20 protein-coding genes are annotated in these 16,835 nt (G+C 31.2%); 14 read left to right on the forward strand and 6 right to left on the reverse strand.

What is annotated here, in order from left to right; translation table 11 throughout:
- Nucleotides 1-34 precede the first annotated feature (34 nt).
- The 4 genes from HA148_RS00400 to HA148_RS00415 are packed head-to-tail and all read left to right on the forward strand — an operon-like array spanning nucleotide 35 to nucleotide 4,314.
- Nucleotides 35-1,138 carry a DUF4912 domain-containing protein gene (locus tag HA148_RS00400; protein ID WP_209129213.1) on the forward strand — a complete coding sequence of 368 codons (1,104 nt, stop codon included), beginning with the start codon at nucleotides 35-37 and terminating at the stop codon, nucleotides 1,136-1,138.
- 12 nt (nucleotides 1,139-1,150) lie between these two features.
- On the forward strand, nucleotides 1,151-1,321 hold the full coding sequence (locus tag HA148_RS00405; RefSeq protein ID WP_209129215.1) for a hypothetical protein: 171 nt from the start codon (nucleotides 1,151-1,153) through the stop codon (nucleotides 1,319-1,321).
- Nucleotides 1,322-1,353: 32 nt separating this feature from the next.
- A complete protein-coding gene (locus HA148_RS00410) occupies nucleotides 1,354-2,991 on the forward strand; it encodes an alpha-D-glucose phosphate-specific phosphoglucomutase (protein ID WP_209129217.1) in 1,638 nt (545 codons plus the stop codon).
- A gap of 33 nt (nucleotides 2,992-3,024) precedes the next feature.
- Nucleotides 3,025-4,314 (forward strand): AAA family ATPase, encoded by a 1,290-nt coding sequence (locus HA148_RS00415; RefSeq protein ID WP_209129219.1) that lies wholly within the window; start codon nucleotides 3,025-3,027, stop codon nucleotides 4,312-4,314.
- Here HA148_RS00415 and HA148_RS00420 read toward each other — a convergent pair.
- Entirely contained in the window at nucleotides 4,311-4,967 is a 657-nt protein-coding gene (locus HA148_RS00420; RefSeq protein ID WP_209129221.1) for a 4'-phosphopantetheinyl transferase family protein, read from the reverse strand. The two genes, HA148_RS00415 and HA148_RS00420, sit on opposite strands and share 4 nt — an antisense overlap.
- On the opposite strand from HA148_RS00420, the gene bcp reads away from it, so the two are divergent.
- Nucleotides 4,967-5,434: a thioredoxin-dependent thiol peroxidase gene (bcp, locus tag HA148_RS00425; RefSeq protein ID WP_209129223.1), complete on the forward strand. Its 468-nt coding sequence runs from the start codon at nucleotides 4,967-4,969 to the stop codon at nucleotides 5,432-5,434. The two genes, HA148_RS00420 and bcp, sit on opposite strands and share 1 nt — an antisense overlap.
- On the opposite strand, the gene HA148_RS00430 is transcribed toward bcp, so the two are convergent.
- Nucleotides 5,431-6,120: a type III pantothenate kinase gene (locus HA148_RS00430; RefSeq protein ID WP_209129225.1), complete on the reverse strand. Its 690-nt coding sequence runs from the start codon at nucleotides 6,118-6,120 to the stop codon at nucleotides 5,431-5,433. The genes bcp and HA148_RS00430 overlap by 4 nt on opposite strands.
- 15 nt (nucleotides 6,121-6,135) lie before the next feature.
- Complete coding sequence (locus tag HA148_RS00435) at nucleotides 6,136-6,858, reverse strand: phosphoadenylyl-sulfate reductase (RefSeq protein ID WP_209129227.1); 723 nt, start codon at nucleotides 6,856-6,858, stop codon at nucleotides 6,136-6,138.
- Between the two features lie 94 nt (nucleotides 6,859-6,952).
- On the opposite strand from HA148_RS00435, the gene HA148_RS00440 reads away from it, so the two are divergent.
- The 4 genes from HA148_RS00440 to HA148_RS00455 are packed head-to-tail and all read left to right on the forward strand — an operon-like array spanning nucleotide 6,953 to nucleotide 12,135.
- Nucleotides 6,953-8,146, forward strand: coding sequence for an NAD(P)/FAD-dependent oxidoreductase (locus tag HA148_RS00440; RefSeq protein WP_209129229.1), 1,194 nt, complete (start codon nucleotides 6,953-6,955; stop codon nucleotides 8,144-8,146).
- Between the two features lie 49 nt (nucleotides 8,147-8,195).
- Complete coding sequence (locus HA148_RS00445; RefSeq protein ID WP_209129231.1) at nucleotides 8,196-10,004, forward strand: SLC13 family permease; 1,809 nt, start codon at nucleotides 8,196-8,198, stop codon at nucleotides 10,002-10,004.
- A gap of 4 nt (nucleotides 10,005-10,008) precedes the next feature.
- Nucleotides 10,009-11,412: a potassium transporter TrkG gene (locus tag HA148_RS00450; RefSeq protein ID WP_209129233.1), complete on the forward strand. Its 1,404-nt coding sequence runs from the start codon at nucleotides 10,009-10,011 to the stop codon at nucleotides 11,410-11,412.
- A gap of 18 nt (nucleotides 11,413-11,430) precedes the next feature.
- The gene (locus HA148_RS00455; RefSeq protein ID WP_209129235.1) at nucleotides 11,431-12,135 is read left to right on the forward strand and encodes a potassium channel family protein; all 705 of its coding nucleotides are present in this window, start codon (nucleotides 11,431-11,433) and stop codon (nucleotides 12,133-12,135) included.
- A 6-nt stretch (nucleotides 12,136-12,141) separates the two neighbouring features.
- Here the strand turns inward: HA148_RS00455 and HA148_RS00460 are convergent, their stop codons facing one another.
- Nucleotides 12,142-12,444: a ribbon-helix-helix domain-containing protein gene (locus HA148_RS00460; protein WP_209129237.1), complete on the reverse strand. Its 303-nt coding sequence runs from the start codon at nucleotides 12,442-12,444 to the stop codon at nucleotides 12,142-12,144.
- Nucleotides 12,445-12,561: 117 nt separating this feature from the next.
- Between HA148_RS00460 and HA148_RS00465 the strand changes: the two genes are divergently transcribed.
- Nucleotides 12,562-12,900: a hypothetical protein gene (locus HA148_RS00465; RefSeq protein ID WP_209129239.1), complete on the forward strand. Its 339-nt coding sequence runs from the start codon at nucleotides 12,562-12,564 to the stop codon at nucleotides 12,898-12,900.
- Between the two features lie 34 nt (nucleotides 12,901-12,934).
- The gene (locus tag HA148_RS00470) at nucleotides 12,935-13,165 is read left to right on the forward strand and encodes a hypothetical protein (protein ID WP_209129241.1); all 231 of its coding nucleotides are present in this window, start codon (nucleotides 12,935-12,937) and stop codon (nucleotides 13,163-13,165) included.
- On the opposite strand, the gene HA148_RS00475 is transcribed toward HA148_RS00470, so the two are convergent.
- Complete coding sequence (locus tag HA148_RS00475; RefSeq protein WP_179852430.1) at nucleotides 13,143-13,319, reverse strand: hypothetical protein; 177 nt, start codon at nucleotides 13,317-13,319, stop codon at nucleotides 13,143-13,145. The two genes, HA148_RS00470 and HA148_RS00475, sit on opposite strands and share 23 nt — an antisense overlap.
- A 72-nt stretch (nucleotides 13,320-13,391) precedes the next feature.
- Here HA148_RS00475 and HA148_RS00480 point away from each other — a divergent pair, with 72 nt between their 5' ends.
- Both HA148_RS00480 and HA148_RS00485 read left to right on the forward strand, forming a co-directional pair.
- A complete protein-coding gene (locus HA148_RS00480) occupies nucleotides 13,392-15,017 on the forward strand; it encodes an ABC-F family ATP-binding cassette domain-containing protein (protein WP_209129243.1) in 1,626 nt (541 codons plus the stop codon).
- A 111-nt stretch (nucleotides 15,018-15,128) separates the two neighbouring features.
- Entirely contained in the window at nucleotides 15,129-15,272 is a 144-nt protein-coding gene (locus tag HA148_RS00485; protein ID WP_209129245.1) for a hypothetical protein, read from the forward strand.
- A gap of 5 nt (nucleotides 15,273-15,277) precedes the next feature.
- Here HA148_RS00485 and HA148_RS00490 read toward each other — a convergent pair whose 3' ends face one another.
- Complete coding sequence (locus HA148_RS00490) at nucleotides 15,278-16,399, reverse strand: trypsin-like peptidase domain-containing protein (RefSeq protein WP_209129247.1); 1,122 nt, start codon at nucleotides 16,397-16,399, stop codon at nucleotides 15,278-15,280.
- A 172-nt stretch (nucleotides 16,400-16,571) separates the two neighbouring features.
- Between HA148_RS00490 and HA148_RS00495 the strand changes: the two genes are divergently transcribed.
- Complete coding sequence (locus HA148_RS00495) at nucleotides 16,572-16,835, forward strand: DUF2973 domain-containing protein (RefSeq protein WP_209129249.1); 264 nt, start codon at nucleotides 16,572-16,574, stop codon at nucleotides 16,833-16,835.

Here is a 16,835-nt window from a genome sequence, read left to right on the forward strand (position 1 = left end):
CATACTGATCCCAAACAAAAACGGAGAATTTAAAGTGGCTGATGGGATCATTAATAAAGATCAATTACTCTCACTAACCCTCAGACAATTACGTCAAGAAGCAAGTAAATTATCGGTTCCGCTATACAGTCGCAAAACAAAAGCTGTTTTAGTTGATTTAATACTTAAATATCAAGAAAAATCTACCAAAAAAACATATGTTACAACTCCCGAGTCAAAATCTGAAGAAACTTTTGAGTCCAATTCTTTCAGCAGTAATGAAGAAGTTAAAACAAATGTAGTTTTCCTACCCCGAGATCCAGATTGGGCTTATGTTTTTTGGCAAATTTCTGATGCGGATAGAGAAAAAGCACAATCTTTGGGAGCTAATAAATTATGCTTACGATTATTTGATGCATCTGGTTCTGAAGGAAGCAATTTGAATCAAGGAACACTAAGGGAAATAGCAGTTGATAGTTACAGTACTGAGTGGTATTTGCCAATCCCACTTGCAGATAGAGATTACAAAGTTGAATTAGGTTATAAATATGGTTTTAACTGGATGTCATTGGCATTTTCTTCTACAAGTCACGTTCCTGCATCTCATCCTTCTGAGCAAATTCTTGATAAATTTGTACCTTTTAATTTGGATTCTACTTCCTCTGAGTTAATCCCTGATATTTCAAATCCTGTTGCTTCAGAACAAAATGGTATGCATGAAAGGTTATATCAAGCAGCAACTAACATTCCTCTCAGAAGAAAAGTTGGTTCTGAAGAATTTATGGAAAATGTAAATTCAACAAACTCTAATGATAATCTCACAGATTCAGGTGCTGGTAAATGGTCATCAGGTTTAAATGATTCTGGAAGTGGAATTGTTAAAAATAGATCTTTTTGGCTTGTTGCTGATGCTGAATTAATTGTTTATGGAGCTACAGAGCCTTCTGCAAAGCTGACAATAGGTGGAGAAGATGTACCCCTTGCTGCAGATGGTACTTTTAGAATTCAAGTTCCATTTAGAGATGGGACTCAAAAATATGATATTAAAGCTGTTGATGTGTCTGGTGAGCAAGAAAAAAGTATATCAATGAAATTTGATAGAACTACACCACTTGACGATACTAATGAAAAAGATAATGCTGAGACTGAATGGTTTTAATAAATTAAATTAATGCTGAAAAAAATTGTAGCTTTTACTCCATTGTTTGGGGCATTAACGTTTCCACTAATAGTTCCAATTACAATTTCTAAATTTGGTGTTAACTATGGAATTCTTTGTGCATTATTAATTTCTTCATTATGGTTTATCGCTATGTTAAGAACATCCGAAATGCCTCATTAATTTAGTTAGATTTTTGGAAGTTTTTTAAAAATATGACTCAAGTTAATGTAATTAATATCAATTCTCCTTTTCTAGATCAAAAACCAGGCACTTCTGGTTTAAGAAAAAGTACTTTAAAGTTTCAGGAAGAACATTATTTAGAAATTTTTATTGAAGCAATCTTACAGTCATTGGAAGATTTAAAAGGTTCAACATTAGTAGTTGGTGGTGATGGCAGATATGGCAATATTGAAGCAATAGAAAAAATTGTCCAAATATGTATTGCTCATAAAGTTCAAAAGGTTATTGTTCCAAAATACGGTTTGTTATCTACTCCTGCTACATCACATTTAATTAGAAAAGAAAACGCTATTGGTGGAATAATTCTTTCAGCAAGCCATAACCCTGGTGGGATTGATGGCGACTTTGGAGTGAAATTGAATATCTCTAATGGTGGCCCAGCTCCTGAGATAATTACTAATAAGATTTTCAAGGCTTCACAATTACTAACTAGTTATAAAATTTGTAAAATTCAATTATCTGACTTTAGTGAATATGGAACTTATTCTTATGGTGAAACTACCTTAGAAATTATTGATGGATTAAAAGATTATTCAAATTTGATGGAGAAAATTTTTGATTTTGATCAAATTAGTGATTTTTTAAAAAAAGACTTCTCGTTAATCTTTGATGCAATGAATGCGGTTACAGGTCCATATGCAAAAAATATTTTTGTTGAAAAAATGGGTCTTGCACATGATTCTGTCATGAATGGTAATCCGTTAAAAGATTTTGGAGGTTTACATCCTGATCCTAATCTAACTTACGCATCCCACTTGGCTGATTTGTTATTAAATAAAAAGTCTTACAGTTTTGGTGCTGCATGCGATGGAGATGGAGATAGGAATATGATTTTAGGAAGTGGATGTTTTGTAAATCCTAGTGATAGCCTTGCAGTTATAACTGCTAACACAACATGTGTACCTGGTTACAAAGATGGTATTACAGGCGTGGCACGATCTATGCCAACCAGCTCAGCGGTTGATAATGTTGCTCGAGCATTAAATATTCCTTGTTTCGAAACACCTACTGGCTGGAAGTTTTTTGGGAATCTTTTAGATTCCAATTTAATTACTTTATGTGGAGAAGAAAGTTTTGGAACAGGAAGTAATCATGTGAGAGAGAAAGATGGATTATGGGCAGTTTTGTATTGGTTACAAGTTTTAGCTGAGAAAAAATGTTCCGTAAGTGATTTGATGCAGAATCATTGGAAACAATTTGGTAGGAATTATTATTCAAGACATGATTATGAGGCAATTCCCTCAAATATTGCTAATCAAATCTTTGGTAATCTATCTTCTATGCTCGAAGATTTAAAAGGAAATAGTTTTGCCGGTCATTTAGTAAAAGTTGCAGATAACTTTTCATATTTAGATCCCGTTGATAATTCCATAAGTGAAAATCAAGGATTAAGATTGGTCCTTGATGATAATTCTCGAGTAATTGTGCGCCTTTCGGGAACTGGAACTAAGGGAGCAACATTAAGACTTTACTTTGAGAAATTTTTCGATCCTCAACAGAATCTTTCGTTAAATCCTCAGATCGCTTTGAAACCTCTAATAAATGATTTAGATACTTTATTGAACATTTCAAAACTTACTCAAATGGAAACTCCTACAGTTATTACATAGAATTGAAAGTAATAATTTTTTGACTTTATTTATATGCATTCAGAAAATTTATTTAATAATTATTCTCAAATAGAAAATAATGCACCTTTGGCAGATAAATTAAGACCAAAGAATTTGGAAGATTTTTTTGGACAACAACCAATCCTGAATGAGAATTCCCTGTTAAGAAGTGCAATATTAAACGATAAGATTAGTAATTTTATTTTTTCTGGCCCTCCTGGTGTTGGGAAAACTACTCTAATTGAAATTATTTCCTTTAATACGCGTTCAAAATTAATTAAGTTAAATGCAGTATTATCAAGTGTTAAAGAATTAAGAAATGAAATCGCTAATGCAAAAGATAGATTAATAAATTCAAAAAGAAAAACAATTTTATTTATCGATGAGGTTCATAGATTTACATCAGTTCAGCAAGATGCTTTATTACCTTCAATAGAAAATGGAACTATAACTTTTATTGGTGCTACAACTGAAAACCCCTTCTTTGCAGTTAATAAAGCGCTTGTTAGTAGGTCTCGTATTTTTACATTACTTCCTTTGGCAGAAAATGATTTGCAGAAAATAATACAGAAAGTCATAACTCACTATTCTAAAAAAAAAGATTCAAAAAAGGTTTATTTAACTCAAGATGCTATCAGTCATTTAATTAAATTTTCTGGCGGCGATGCAAGAACATTAATCAATGCGCTAGAGATGGCCATAGAAACAACTGCTGAAAATGATGCTCAAGAAATCAACATTAATCTCTCAATAGCAGAGGATGCAATTCAAAAGAAAAATATTGTTTACGATAAAAATGGTCAAAATCATTACGATGTAATAAGTGCCTTTATCAAGTCCATAAGAGGTTCTGACCCAGATGCAACTTTATTTTGGCTTGCGAATATGCTGGAGGCTGGCGAAGATCCTAATTTTATTTTTAGAAGATTACTTATATCTGCCAGTGAAGATATTGGAATAGCTGATCCTCATGCCATAGTAGTTGTACAATCCTGTTGTGATGCTTTTGATAGAGTTGGTTTCCCAGAAGGATTATATTTTTTAACGCAGGCTTCTTTATATTTAGCTGTGTCTCCAAAAAGTAATAGTACAAAAAGTATTTTCAAAGCAATTGAAATAATAAAATCTACCAATGCTTTTGATTTTCCACTTCATTTAAAAAATAATTCTAATAGTTATGTCAATCCTCATGATTATCCAGGTAATTGGGTCGCACAAGAATATCTTCCCAAATTTTTAAAAGGTTTAAAAATATGGGAACCAAATAATAATGGATGGGAAAAAACTCAATATGAAGAACTGCTTAGAAGAAAAGAAAACTAAAAATTTTTCGAACAACAAATAATCTCAGGATTAAAAGAAGTTTTTTCTTTGTAGGCTAAAGCGATAGTCCAATTATGGAAGTTAATTTGTGAATAATTTAAATGTATGTTTTTCTTCTTATGAATTAACTCTTTTGGCTTTTCAAAATATTGCCAATGGTTAATGTCTTTAGCTAATTTTCCATGATCCCATTTTATAGCCGCTTCAACAGCACACCATTGATTTAATATCATATTTTTTGTCAAATAATTATTATGGTTTGATCTATTGGTATGAAAAAAATATTTCTCTGCAAATTTTATATGGTTAAAATCTCTATCTGTTCTCTCAATATCAATTCCTAGTTTGCTTTTATGCCAGCCTATAATAATGGCATCTTTACAATGACTTAAACTGATATTTCCCATCCCTGAAGGTAAACTTGGAGGTTCTCCAGGAAGAGCATTTATTGGAATTTTGAGAGGGTCTAAATCAAAAAGTGTTGAAAGTGATTGTCGCAAATAAGCTCTTGTTTCTAAAAAAATCTTTGATCTTGAACTTTTTAGGTTTTTTGCAGTTTTAATTTCTTCAGCTGTTGCGACATCTTGCACACCTTTAATCTCATAAAACCAAATTTTTGGTATTTTATATCTATACTTATTTAATAATTTCAATGGCTCTTAAGGTTGGCGACAAAGCACCAGAATTTAAATTAAAAGATTCTTCAGAGAAAGAAGTTTCTCTTAGTGATTTTAAAGGTAAAAGAATAATACTATATTTTTATCCAAAAGATAATACTCCAGGATGTACTAAAGAAGCATGCAATTTTAAAGAGAATTGGGATTTACTTCAAAAAAATAATATAGTGGTGCTTGGTATTAGTAAAGATAATGCATCCTCTCATCAGAAGTTTATAGAGAAATTTAATTTACCTTTTATTCTTTTAACTGATCCTGAACCTTTTAAAGTTTCTTCTGATTACGATAGCTATGGACTTAAGAAATTCATGGGAAAAGAATATATGGGAATGATGAGAAATACTTTTTTGATCGATACTGATGGTAACATCGAAAAAATCTACTTCAAGGTAAAAGCAGCAATAATGGCTGATCATATAATTGCTGACCTTGGGTTAAGCTAATTTTTTACGGATAGGTGATGAATAATCATCCCCTCCATAACTAAATTAGGAGAATTGATAATATTTTCTTTTTGAGTCTTTAGAGATTTTGTGATTAATTGAGAGTCTCCTCCACAGATTATTAAAATATCCTTTTCGGGATTAAATAAACTATTAATCACGCCAGTAAGAGAGTTGATTACCCCTTTTAAAATTGCTTCTTCTGTATTAATTAAAAAATCTTTGATCGGAATATCATACTTTTTGGGAACTCTAAGATTGTTTGTATTTTGTTCCATTGATTTTAATTGTGTTAGAAAACCTGGAAGAAGTTGACCTCCAATAATAGATCCATTTGAATTCAATTTTGTTATTGATAATATTGTTCCAAAATCTGCAATTAGCAAATCTTTTTTGAAAGGGTTTTCAATAATTTTTAAAGCGGCAATACAGGCAAGAGCTCTATCAACTCCAAAATAATCAGGAAGATTTGATAATTGAATATCTTTAGTTTTTATTTCATTTTCTTTTTTAAGCAAAAAATTTGGTAGTTTTCCTACAGAAGACCAAATTAATTGATCAAGATTTATATTTTCGGGAACTTTTTGCTTTTTTTTGGTATGGAAGAATTTAGATTGATTTTTAGAATATTTTGCCCAATGAAGCCTACTATTGCCAACTAATAAAAAATTTATATCTGAGACCATTGTTCTTTGATCAATTTAATTATTAGTGTGTATTCCACATTCTTGTTTAATCCCTCCAAATCTTGTATCTCTGCCCTTTGTTTCAATACCATCTGGACTACTTGAATGCCAATCTCCTACAGAAGAATAACCTTTGACAAAAAGTGGATGGGCAGGTAAATCATTCTCTTCCATATAATAAAAAATATCTTTATTTGTCCAATTTAATAAAGGTCTTAAAGAGAGTCTTTGACGAATTACGTCTATGAATTTCATTTTGTTTCTATTTTCTGTTTGACTTGATCTAACACCGCTTGCCCAGCAGAAAATATCATTTTTTTCTAGACCATTTTCTAAAGGTTTTATCTTTCTCAATTCATGGTACTTATCTAAATCATTCTCTTTTTTTGTTTCCCAAAGTTTTCCGTATTTGGCCTCCATTCTTGCTGGAGATAATTCACTTTGCAGAACTTCAACTTCTAAGGATAAATTATCAATAAGCTTTTCAGCGTAATGGTATGTTTCTGGAGGAAGGTAACCTGTATCTATCCAAAATATTTTGATTTTTTTTTGTAGAGATAATTTGCTGACCATATCTAAAAGGACTGATGACTGTATACCAAAACTTGTTGTAATAGCAAATTGATTATCAAACTTTTCATAACCCCATGTAAGCATTCCTTGGGGTTTCATATCTACAAGCTCTTGATTATATTTGCTCAAGCAAGTTTGAATATCTTTGTGGATTTTTTCAATCATTCTTCGGTTTGATTATGAGTTTAATTTATTTCGCTCAATTTAAAAATTATTCGTATAGTTTAATAATACATTTACGCATAACAATATTTCTCTAATGAAATCAATACAAAAACCAATAGTAATAGTTGGAGCAGGTTTTGCAGGTATGACATTTGCTTTGACTTTAAAGAACCTTAACCCTTCTATACCGATTCTTGTGGTTGATTCTGAAACTAACTTTATATTTAAACCTTTAATGTACGAAGTTTTAAGTAAAGAAATAAGAAGTTGGGAAGCAGCCCCAAAATTTGAAAATATTTTTTCTGATGCGGGTATAACTTTTTTAAGAAATTGTTTAACCAAGATTTCCTTCGAAGAAAATATTCTTGAATTTAGTGACGAATTAAAATTAAGTTATCAGTATCTCGTGATCTGTACAGGATCTATTCCAAATAGTTTTTTTATAAAAGGTGTAGATGAAAATTGTTATTTTTTTAATGATATTCATGATTTAAATAAAATAAATTCTTTTTTAAAAAAATCACAACATACTGCGTTGCATAAAAAGTTATTCATAGTTGGAGGTGGTCCTTCTGGCATCGAGTTGGCATGCAAAATTAAAGATATATTTACAGACAAATTTGAAATTAATGTAATAGAAAAATCAAACGAAATCCTCAATAAAAACAAAATTTTTAATAGAGAACAAGCAGAGAAGGCATTAGAAAAGAGAAAAATCAATGTTCTTTTGAATTCCACAGTTAAAGAAGTCTCAGAAACTAAGATAAGCATTTCTAGTGAGGTTGGAATAACTTCCTTGGATAAAGATATTGTTATTTGGACAGCAGGTGTTAGACCTAATTTGTCTTACTTAGAAACTGATCAAATAACAAAAAAATGTGGACGAATTTTAGTTAATAACAATTTGCAAATAGAAAACCATAAAAACTGTTTTGCTATTGGAGATATTTCAGTTATTGAAGGAATGGAGGATTTGCCCATAACTGCCCAGGTTGCTATGCAGGAAGGAAATCATCTTGCTAATAATTTAGAACTTTTAATTCAAGGAAAAGATCCTTTACCTTTTAAATTTCAAGATAACGGTGAAATGATTAGCTTAGGAATAGGCGAAGCTTCAATTTCTGGGCTTGGGGTTACTTTATCTGGGAAATTGGCTTTTGAGGCAAGAAGACTTATATATGCTTCCAAGTTGCCTGATATTACAGAAAGCTTAAAATCTGCATCTTCATGGATATTCCAAAAAAAATCTATTTTTAAAAAGTTTCTTAAAAAAGATTATTCGAATTAAACTTTTTTGAAATATTGTTTTTGGGTATATTGAGTTAAATACGTTTTGTATGAATTTAATTGCAGTAGTTAGTAATAATTTTGATGCGTTTATAACGGTAGTTGTTTTAATAATGTCAATAATTTTGTTTATAAGAAATACTATTGCACCTGAATTGACTGGTTTGTTATGTGTCGGAATATTTATATCTACTGGGGTTCTTTCTCCTGAAAAAGCTTTAGCTGGATTTGGTAGCCCTTCTTTAATTACCCTTATGGGTTTATTTGCAGTTTCTTCAGCATTATTTAAAAGTGGTGCCTTAGACAGAGTAAGAGAATTGATTTCTTCTGAAAGTATTCGAACTCCAAGGAAATTAATTTCTTTAATAGCTTTTTTGATTGCTCCAATATCTGGAATTGTACCTAATACTCCAGTGGTAGCATCTTTGTTACCTTTAATTGAAAGTTGGTGCGCGCGAAGAAATATATCACCATCAAAAGTTTTATTACCTCTTTCTTTCGCTACTTTACTCGGGGGAACTCTGACATTATTAGGTAGTTCAGTAAATCTTCTCGTAAGTGATATTAGTCAACAATTAGGTTATGGAGGTTTGGAATTATTTAGTTTGACTTCAATAGGAATTCCTGTATGGCTTATAGGTACAACCTATATGATTCTCGTTTCTGACATGCTTTTGCCAGATAGAGGGAGAGATAAGGAGTTTATTAAAAATGGTGATATGAATATATATTTTACCGAAGTTACTATTCCCTCTACTTCAGAATTAGTTGGACAATCTGTCAGAAATAGTAGATTGCAAAGACGATTTGACGTTGATGTTCTGGAATTACAACGAAATGGAAAAGTTATTCTTCCTCCATTGGCTGATAGAAAGATTGAACCGGATGATAGATTAATAATCCGCGTTACAAGGGCAGACTTATTTAGGCTGCAGCAGGAACATACTATTCTATTAGGAGAAAACAAAACATCTTTCAATGGGACTAATGTTTTCTCAGATGATGAAGGTACTAAGACCTTTGAAGCCTTGTTACCAGCTGGTTCAACGTTAGCTGGTGCAAGTTTGAGAGAATTAAGATTTAGGCAGCGTCATAATGCAACAGTTTTAGCATTAAGAAGAGGTCAACAAACTGTTCAGGAGAGATTAGGACAAGCTGTTTTAAGGGCTGGAGATGTTTTATTATTGCAAGCACCGCTAGATTCAATAAGAGGTTTACAAGCTAGTAATGATTTGCTTATTTTAGATCAATTCGAGGATGACTTGCCTTTTTTGATAAAAAAACCTATATCGATTGCAATTGCAATAGGAATGGTGGTTTTGCCTTCCGTTTCTAATATTCCATTAGTAGGTTCAGTTCTTTTGGCAGTGATTGCAATGGTTGCTTGTGGATGTTTAAGACCTGCAGAGATACAAAAATCAATTAGGTTAGACGTGATTTTATTGCTGGGATCCTTATCGTGTTTTAGTGTAGCTATGCAGATAACTGGATTAGCAGATGTAATTGCAGTTAATTTAAACTTTGCCCTTAACGGAATGCCTCTTTATTTTGCACTAGTTGTAATTTTTGTATCTACAGTTATTCTTACGCAATTTATAAGTAATGCTGCTTCGGTTGCTTTGATTTTGCCTGTTGCTATTGAATTCTCAAATGTTTTAGAAATTTCACCAAGAGCTTTAATAATGCTTGTTTTATTCGGTGCAAGTCAATCTTTCTTGACTCCAATGGGTTATCAAACAAATTTAATGGTTTATGGTCCTGGAAGATATAGATTTTTTGATATCGCAAAATATGGAGCTGGATTAACACTTATAATGTCATTTACTGTGCCAGCATTGATAATTTTAAATTACGGGTAATATCGTGAAATTCACAAGTAAGGTTTATAAGTTAAAAGATGCTTACAAAAAGCTATCTGTACCTCAATTTACTATTGTTACAGGCTTGTTTATTATTTGCCTTGGAACTTTAATTTTGAGCTCTCCATTATGTTCATCTTCAAAGGTTGGTTTGTGGGAAGCATTTTTTACATCTACTTCTGCAATAACCGTTACTGGCTTAACCATAATAGATATTGGTGTTGATTTAAATTTCTTTGGCCAAGTTTTCTTAGCTTTTATGCTTTTATCAGGTGGTCTAGGATTAATGGCCATTACAACATTTTTACAAGGGTTTGTTGTAAAGGGGACAAAGCTAAGAACTAGATTAGACAAAGGAAAGACTTTAGATGAATTTGGAGTTGGAGGAATTGGTCGAACTTTTCAAAGCATTGCCATTACTGCGATTATTATCATATCCTTGGGCGCAATTGTCTTATATTCTTTTGGATTTGTAGATATTCAAAATAATTGGGAAAGACTATGGTCCTCGATTTTTCACAGCATTTCTGCATATAACAATGCAGGATTTTCGTTAATGTCAAATAGTCTGCAAGACTATAGAACAAATTATTTGGTGAATAGTGTTTTTGTTTTTCTCATTGTTATGGGTGGATTGGGCTGGCGGGTTATTGATGATATTTGGAGTAATAAAAAAAATCTTTCTTATAAGAAATTAAGTCTTCATTCCAGACTAGTTATTAGGACAACTTTATCTCTAATATTGTTCGGATCATTAGGGTTCTTTATCACTGAATCTTTACTAAATAGTCAATTTTTTAATGATTTAAATTTGTTTGAACGGTTAATATCATCTATCTTCGAAACAGTTAGTGCGAGAACTGCAGGCTTTACAAATTTTCCGATTTCTTTGAACTCTATCTCAGATACGGGCCTCTTATTATTAATGACGCTTATGTTTATTGGAGCAAGTACAGGAGGTACTGGTGGAGGCATAAAAACAACTACATTTATTGCTTTAATGGCTGCAACTAGATCAACTTTAAGAGGTCAGAAAGATGTAATTATTAGTAATAGATTAATTTCAGATAAAGTTATTTTAAAGGCAGTTGGAATTACAGTTGGATCTTTGCTTTTTGTTCTTTTAATGGCAATGTTGCTTAGTACAACTAATACTTTTGTTAAAAAAGAATCATTCACATTCCTAGAAATTCTGTTCACTTGCGTATCTGCATTTGCAACAGTTGGTTTTGATATTGGTTTAACCGCAAAATTAAATCATTTTGGTCAATTTATTCTTATTGTGGGTATGTTTGTGGGCAGACTTGGGATCCTTTTGCTTTTAAGTGCACTTTGGCAGGCTCTTTATAAGAGTAGAATAGATAGACAAAAGAGAATTGGCTATCCTAGGGCTGATCTATATGTTTAGAATTGACTGAGTTTTATTATGGCTGATTGGTGGCAGTGGTCTCAAAAGAGAGAAAATGAAGCACCTACTTTTGCAATTGTCGGCGTTGGAAGATTTGGAACCGCAGTTTGCAGAGAACTTATTAGTAATGGTGCTGATGTTTTGGCTGCAGATTACTCGGAAAAAGCTATTGATGATTTAAGGCAATTAGAACCTTCGATAGAAGCGAGAGTTGTAGATTGTACTGATGAAGAGTCTATGAAGGAATCGGGAATTCTTGAAATGAATACTGTTGTAGTGGGTATTAGTGAACCTATTGAAGCAAGTATAACTACAACTCTTATTGCTAAGGATAGTGAAGGTAGCAAAGTGAAAAGAGTAATAGCGAGAGCTACCAGTGATTTGCACGAAAAAATGTTAAAAAGAGTAGGTGCAGATAAAGTTGTTTTCCCATCTAGGATGCAAGGAGAAAGGTTAGGTTTAGAACTAGTAAGACCTAACCTAATTGAAAGATTGGAACTAGATAATCAAACTGGTATAGATGAAATAACTGTTCCAGAAGAATTTATTGGAAGATCTTTAAGAGATTTAAATTTAAGGAAAAATTATTTAGTAAATGTTCTTGCTGCAGGACCTGCTGAAGAGTTAACAGTTAATCCTCCAGCAAAATATATTTTGGAAAGAGGAAATATTTTGGTAGTCATGGGTAAAACTGTAGATTTACAGAAATTGCCTCAAAATTAATTATTTTTAATCAGAACTTTTATAGTATCTAATCCTTTGAGGAGCTCTTTTTAATCTTCTGACGCTTTGCTTTTCAAGTTCATCTCTAAATTTATCAGTATTTAAATTATTTTCTGAAACAGGTGATTTATTTTCTTTTTCGAAATAATTTTTTATACCCTCTTGTATTAAGACTTTTGCCATATTACTTACTGTCCTAGATTCATTATCGGCCAAAATAGTTAATTGCTCACATATTAATTCAGGAAGAACTACTTGAATTCTGGGAGATTTAGGCTTCCCATTAGTTGAGTTTTGGCGGGTAGCCATGAGTCAAAGTTGATAACTGTTACTTATTAGTATACACAGTTAGTCAAGGATACTATCTTTGTGTATATTATTAGTAAGGAAATTTATGTCCGTATCAATTAATTTTTTTATTGTCCTATGAAAAATTCAAGAAAAATTGATTCTCCTAAAAGGTCTATAATTGATAAACCGAAAAAAAGATTAGTCAATTCTGATTCTCACGATAATGAAAATAGTGACGTTTTGGTATCAGCTGTAATTAGTCCATATTTGTTAACTCATCTTCATCATATTCTTCAGCAATCTGAGTATTATGCCCAAAAAGATGGTAGAAAATCTCACGCAGCTAACTTTGCGAAACTACGAAAAGTTTTATGTTTAGACGCAAGAAGTATGGCAGATGCCTCTGCAAAAGAGATAAAAGATGTGGATAATGATTTATCTAAAAATAAATATAATGAACAAAATGTAGCTTGAAGTAATAATCTATTAATAAATAGATTTTAAAAACATGTCCAGTAACGCTGAAAAGCTTTATAGTTTAATAGCCAACGATTCCAAAAAGAAACAAAGTCTGTTTATGACAGCCTTAACCAATCCCAAAAAAGCCCTAGATAAAATATGCGATATTGGCAACGAGTTAAATATTTCTGTGACCAAAGAAGAGGTTATTGAATATTTGAGTACTATTGATGATGAGGCAACTAAAATGTGGTTGATCAAGGCTCGAGGAGGTCTTTAGGAAAAGGTTTCGAATAATTATTATTTGGATTAGTAATAGGTTTTATTCTTTTGTTGTACCCACCTCCACCAGCCAAAGTCCAAAAAAACCAATAACTCGGAATTGCAAGAGCTGCAGCTATGAAAATCACTACAATTTGTTCTATTCTTTTCATGATTTAATTTTATTCCACAAAATATTTTTTAGTAAATAAGCCACAGATTTTGTAAATTCTATTTTTAATACAGTGATTAGATTTGAAGGTGTAAGCAAAATTTATTCTACAGATGTTGTTTTAAAAAATATTAGTTGGGAGATTAAGAAAGGAGAAAAAGTTGGCTTAGTTGGTTCTAATGGCGCAGGTAAATCAACCCAATTTAAGATTTTAATTGGAGACGAAGAGCAAACAAGTGGAACGATCATCAAAGAGGGAAATCCTAAAATTGCCCATTTAAAGCAAGAGTTTGATTGTAATTTGAATTTTTCAGTGAGACAGGAATTAGAAAGTTCTTTTAAAGATATACAAATTGTTGCGATTAAACTTTTAGAAATTGAGAATAAAATGAAATCGTTGGATATAAAAAAAAATTCCGATGAACTTGAAATATTTGTAAATCAACTCGCAAAATATCAAGCAAAATTTGAAGCTTTAGGTGGTTATAAAATGCAATCTGATGTAGAAAAAATATTACCAAAATTAGGTTTTTCTATAGAAGATGCTGATAAATTAGTTGGCAATTTCTCAGGTGGTTGGCAGATGAAAGTTGCACTTGGAAAAATAATCTTACAAAAACCTGATTTACTTCTATTGGATGAACCAACCAATCATTTAGATTTAGAAACTATTTTTTGGCTGGAAGAATATCTATCATCGCTTAAAATTGCAGTTATAATAATCAGCCATGATAGATATTTCTTAGATAAATTATGTAAAAAAATAATTTTTGTAGATAGAGGAATATCTGAAACATATAATGGGAACTATTCTTTTTTTGTCGAACAGAAATCTTTGAATGAAGAATCACAAAATAAGGCATATCAATTACAACAAAAAGAAATTGAGTTACAGAAGAGGTATATAGATAGATTTAGAGCTAGTGCAACTAGAAGTTCTCAAGCAAAGAGTAGAGAAAAACAATTAAAAAAGATTTCTAAAATTGAGGCTCCCATAGCAAAATCAAAAAGTCCTGTTTTTAATTTTCCAGATTGCCCTCGCTCAGGAAAATTAGTTCTAAATATCAAAAATTTATCTCATAGTTTCCAGGATAAAATTCTTTTTTTAGATATTAATTTAAAGATTTCTTCTGGGGAGAAAATAGCAATATTAGGACCTAATGGCTGTGGCAAATCTACATTGCTTAAAATTATTATGAAAAAAATATCTCCTGAAATTGGAGAAATTAATCTTGGTAAACATAATATAATTACTAGCTATTATGAACAGAATCAGGCTGAAGCACTTTCACTTGACCAAAGGGTTATTGATTTAATATGTAATAAGTCTCCAGAATGGTCCCAAAAAAAAGTTAGAACATTTTTAGGGGGTTTTGGCTTTCAAAATGAAACTGTTTTTAAATATATTAAACAACTCAGTGGGGGAGAAAAAGCAAGATTAGCATTGGCGCTCATGATTATTAATCCTAGTAATTTCCTTCTTTTGGACGAACCAACTAATCATTTGGATCTGCAATCTAAGGAAAACTTAGAATTAGCAATTAAAAATTATAAAGGTTCATTATTAATCATTTCTCATGATCGGTATTTTATTTCAAAGGTTGCAAATAGAATTATTGAAATTAAAGATTCAAAGTTATTTTCATATGATGGTAATTACGAATATTTTTTAGAAAAAACTCAAAGCCAAAAAATTTGATTACTTTTAATGAAATTTACAATTGGCTAAGTAAGATCACTCATTTATCTTTACATTGTTTACTATCCTTGCTTAATCTTAAAAATACAAAAGTAAGTTTTAATAATTTAAATGAAAAATTATGATTTCCAGGAAAAACATTTTCAAACTTCTGATCCTATTGAAAGTTATTTTGAATGTATTACTTCCTGCGATATAAGGGATGGTCGATGTATTTCTAGATGTGTGGAAATACTTAAACGGAATGACAATTAAATTTTTTAGTTATTTTGTAGATTAGTAATATCAGTTGGTAATACTTTTAAGTTAACAAATTTATTTTTACGCTTCAATAATATATTTACTTGTTTTTTGATACCATTTTTACTAATTTGTTCTATTACGTCTGATGCGGATTCAATATCTTTATTGCCTATTTTAATTAAAATATCATCTACCTTGATTCCACTTTTTTCAGCGGGACTATTTGGTACTACATATCCAACTTTTACGACATTATTTATTCTCTCAGAAATACTTTCTTCTATTAGGCTAATTCCAATCATAGGATGTATTACTTTTCCATTGTTTAAAAGTTGATAGGCAATTTCCTTAGCTTTATTAATTGGGATTGCGAAACTCAAACCCGCTCCTGGACCTGATCTTATCAACGTATTAATACCAATAACTTCTCCATCTCTATTCAACAGTGGACCTCCAGAATTGCCAGGATTAATAGCAGCGTCTGTTTGTATCAGTTCAAGTTTTTTATCATATATTCCTAATTGAGTTACGTTTCTATTTAAATTACTAATAATACCAAGAGTAACTGTGTTTTCCAGTCCGAATGGATTTCCAACTGCTATAGCCCAATCACCAACTTTAATCTTTGCAGAATCGCCCAATTTTGCTTTTGGCCAAGGCCCTTTCCCTTCAATCTTTAGCACAGCTAAATCAGTAAAAGAGTCTTGACCAATCAGTTTAGCGTTTAATTTTTTGCCATTGGTTAAACCAACAATTACCTTATCTGATCTATTCACTACATGAGCATTGGTCATTACAAGTCCATCTGCAAATATGAATCCACTTCCTTGGTTTTGCTCTATCCTCGGTCGATTTTCATTAGGCAAATCTAATCCAAAAAATCTTTCAAAATATGGGTCTATAAATAGTTGAGAATTTCTTGGAAAATTTCTTTTTTTAACATATCTTTGAGTATCAATTGTCACCACAGCTGAACCGGTTCTTTCTACAGCTTTGGTTATAAAAGATTTGTTTGAAAATAAACTATCTTCATTAATTTTTGGTTTGCTTAATGGTTGGGATATAACTTTTGCAGGATATGTAATGCCTACTGGAATTAATGAAACGATTAGTAATAGCTTTTGGATGTATCTTTTCAATTTTATTTTCTTATGTTTTCCGAGAGATTAAGTCCATCAGAATATTATAATTTAAATATAACTAGTAATTGAATTAATTGAATCTAGAGAATAATTTAGTGACTTAAAATAGCTAAATTTCTTTTTTTCGGGCTATGATGTTAAACATATAACCAACAAATTTATAAGTTCAATGACTATCCTATTTCCGATTATATATTCTGCGGCCTTAACTTATTTAGTGTGGAAAGCTTTTAAAGTAATGTCTAATGGCTGGGGCATATCAGATAATAAAAATAAACGTTTCAGTACTTCCAGTTTTCAACAAAAAAAGTACACAATACATCCAGAACTCTTAGATAAATCAGGTAATATAACAGAAGAAGAGTTATTAACAGTAAGGTTTTCGAATGATAATGACTCTACATTAGAAGAAAAAGGTTCAACAACTGATTAA

Origin of the sequence: Prochlorococcus marinus XMU1405 (assembly GCF_017696275.1) — a bacterium.
GTDB classification, from domain to species: Bacteria; Cyanobacteriota; Cyanobacteriia; order PCC-6307; family Cyanobiaceae; genus Prochlorococcus_A; species Prochlorococcus_A marinus_AB.

What these genes read in the sequence shown, in the direction of transcription:
- HA148_RS00455 (WP_209129235.1), top strand. Translation starts at nt 11,431, where the DNA reads ATGGCTGATTGGTGGCAGTGGTCTCAAAAGAGAGAAAATGAAGCACCT.
- HA148_RS00485 (WP_209129245.1), top strand. Translation starts at nt 15,129, where the DNA reads ATGAAAAATTATGATTTCCAGGAAAAACATTTTCAAACTTCTGATCCT.
- HA148_RS00435 (WP_209129227.1), bottom strand. Translation starts at nt 6,858, where the DNA reads ATGATTGAAAAAATCCACAAAGATATTCAAACTTGCTTGAGCAAATAT.
- HA148_RS00430 (WP_209129225.1), bottom strand. Translation starts at nt 6,120, where the DNA reads ATGGTCTCAGATATAAATTTTTTATTAGTTGGCAATAGTAGGCTTCAT.
- HA148_RS00495 (WP_209129249.1), top strand. Translation starts at nt 16,572, where the DNA reads ATGACTATCCTATTTCCGATTATATATTCTGCGGCCTTAACTTATTTA.
- HA148_RS00440 (WP_209129229.1), top strand. Translation starts at nt 6,953, where the DNA reads ATGAAATCAATACAAAAACCAATAGTAATAGTTGGAGCAGGTTTTGCA.
- HA148_RS00415 (WP_209129219.1), top strand. Translation starts at nt 3,025, where the DNA reads ATGCATTCAGAAAATTTATTTAATAATTATTCTCAAATAGAAAATAAT.
- HA148_RS00475 (WP_179852430.1), bottom strand. Translation starts at nt 13,319, where the DNA reads ATGAAAAGAATAGAACAAATTGTAGTGATTTTCATAGCTGCAGCTCTT.
- bcp (WP_209129223.1), top strand. Translation starts at nt 4,967, where the DNA reads ATGGCTCTTAAGGTTGGCGACAAAGCACCAGAATTTAAATTAAAAGAT.
- HA148_RS00445 (WP_209129231.1), top strand. Translation starts at nt 8,196, where the DNA reads ATGAATTTAATTGCAGTAGTTAGTAATAATTTTGATGCGTTTATAACG.
- HA148_RS00465 (WP_209129239.1), top strand. Translation starts at nt 12,562, where the DNA reads ATGAAAAATTCAAGAAAAATTGATTCTCCTAAAAGGTCTATAATTGAT.
- HA148_RS00405 (WP_209129215.1), top strand. Translation starts at nt 1,151, where the DNA reads ATGCTGAAAAAAATTGTAGCTTTTACTCCATTGTTTGGGGCATTAACG.
- HA148_RS00410 (WP_209129217.1), top strand. Translation starts at nt 1,354, where the DNA reads ATGACTCAAGTTAATGTAATTAATATCAATTCTCCTTTTCTAGATCAA.
- HA148_RS00460 (WP_209129237.1), bottom strand. Translation starts at nt 12,444, where the DNA reads ATGGCTACCCGCCAAAACTCAACTAATGGGAAGCCTAAATCTCCCAGA.
- HA148_RS00470 (WP_209129241.1), top strand. Translation starts at nt 12,935, where the DNA reads ATGTCCAGTAACGCTGAAAAGCTTTATAGTTTAATAGCCAACGATTCC.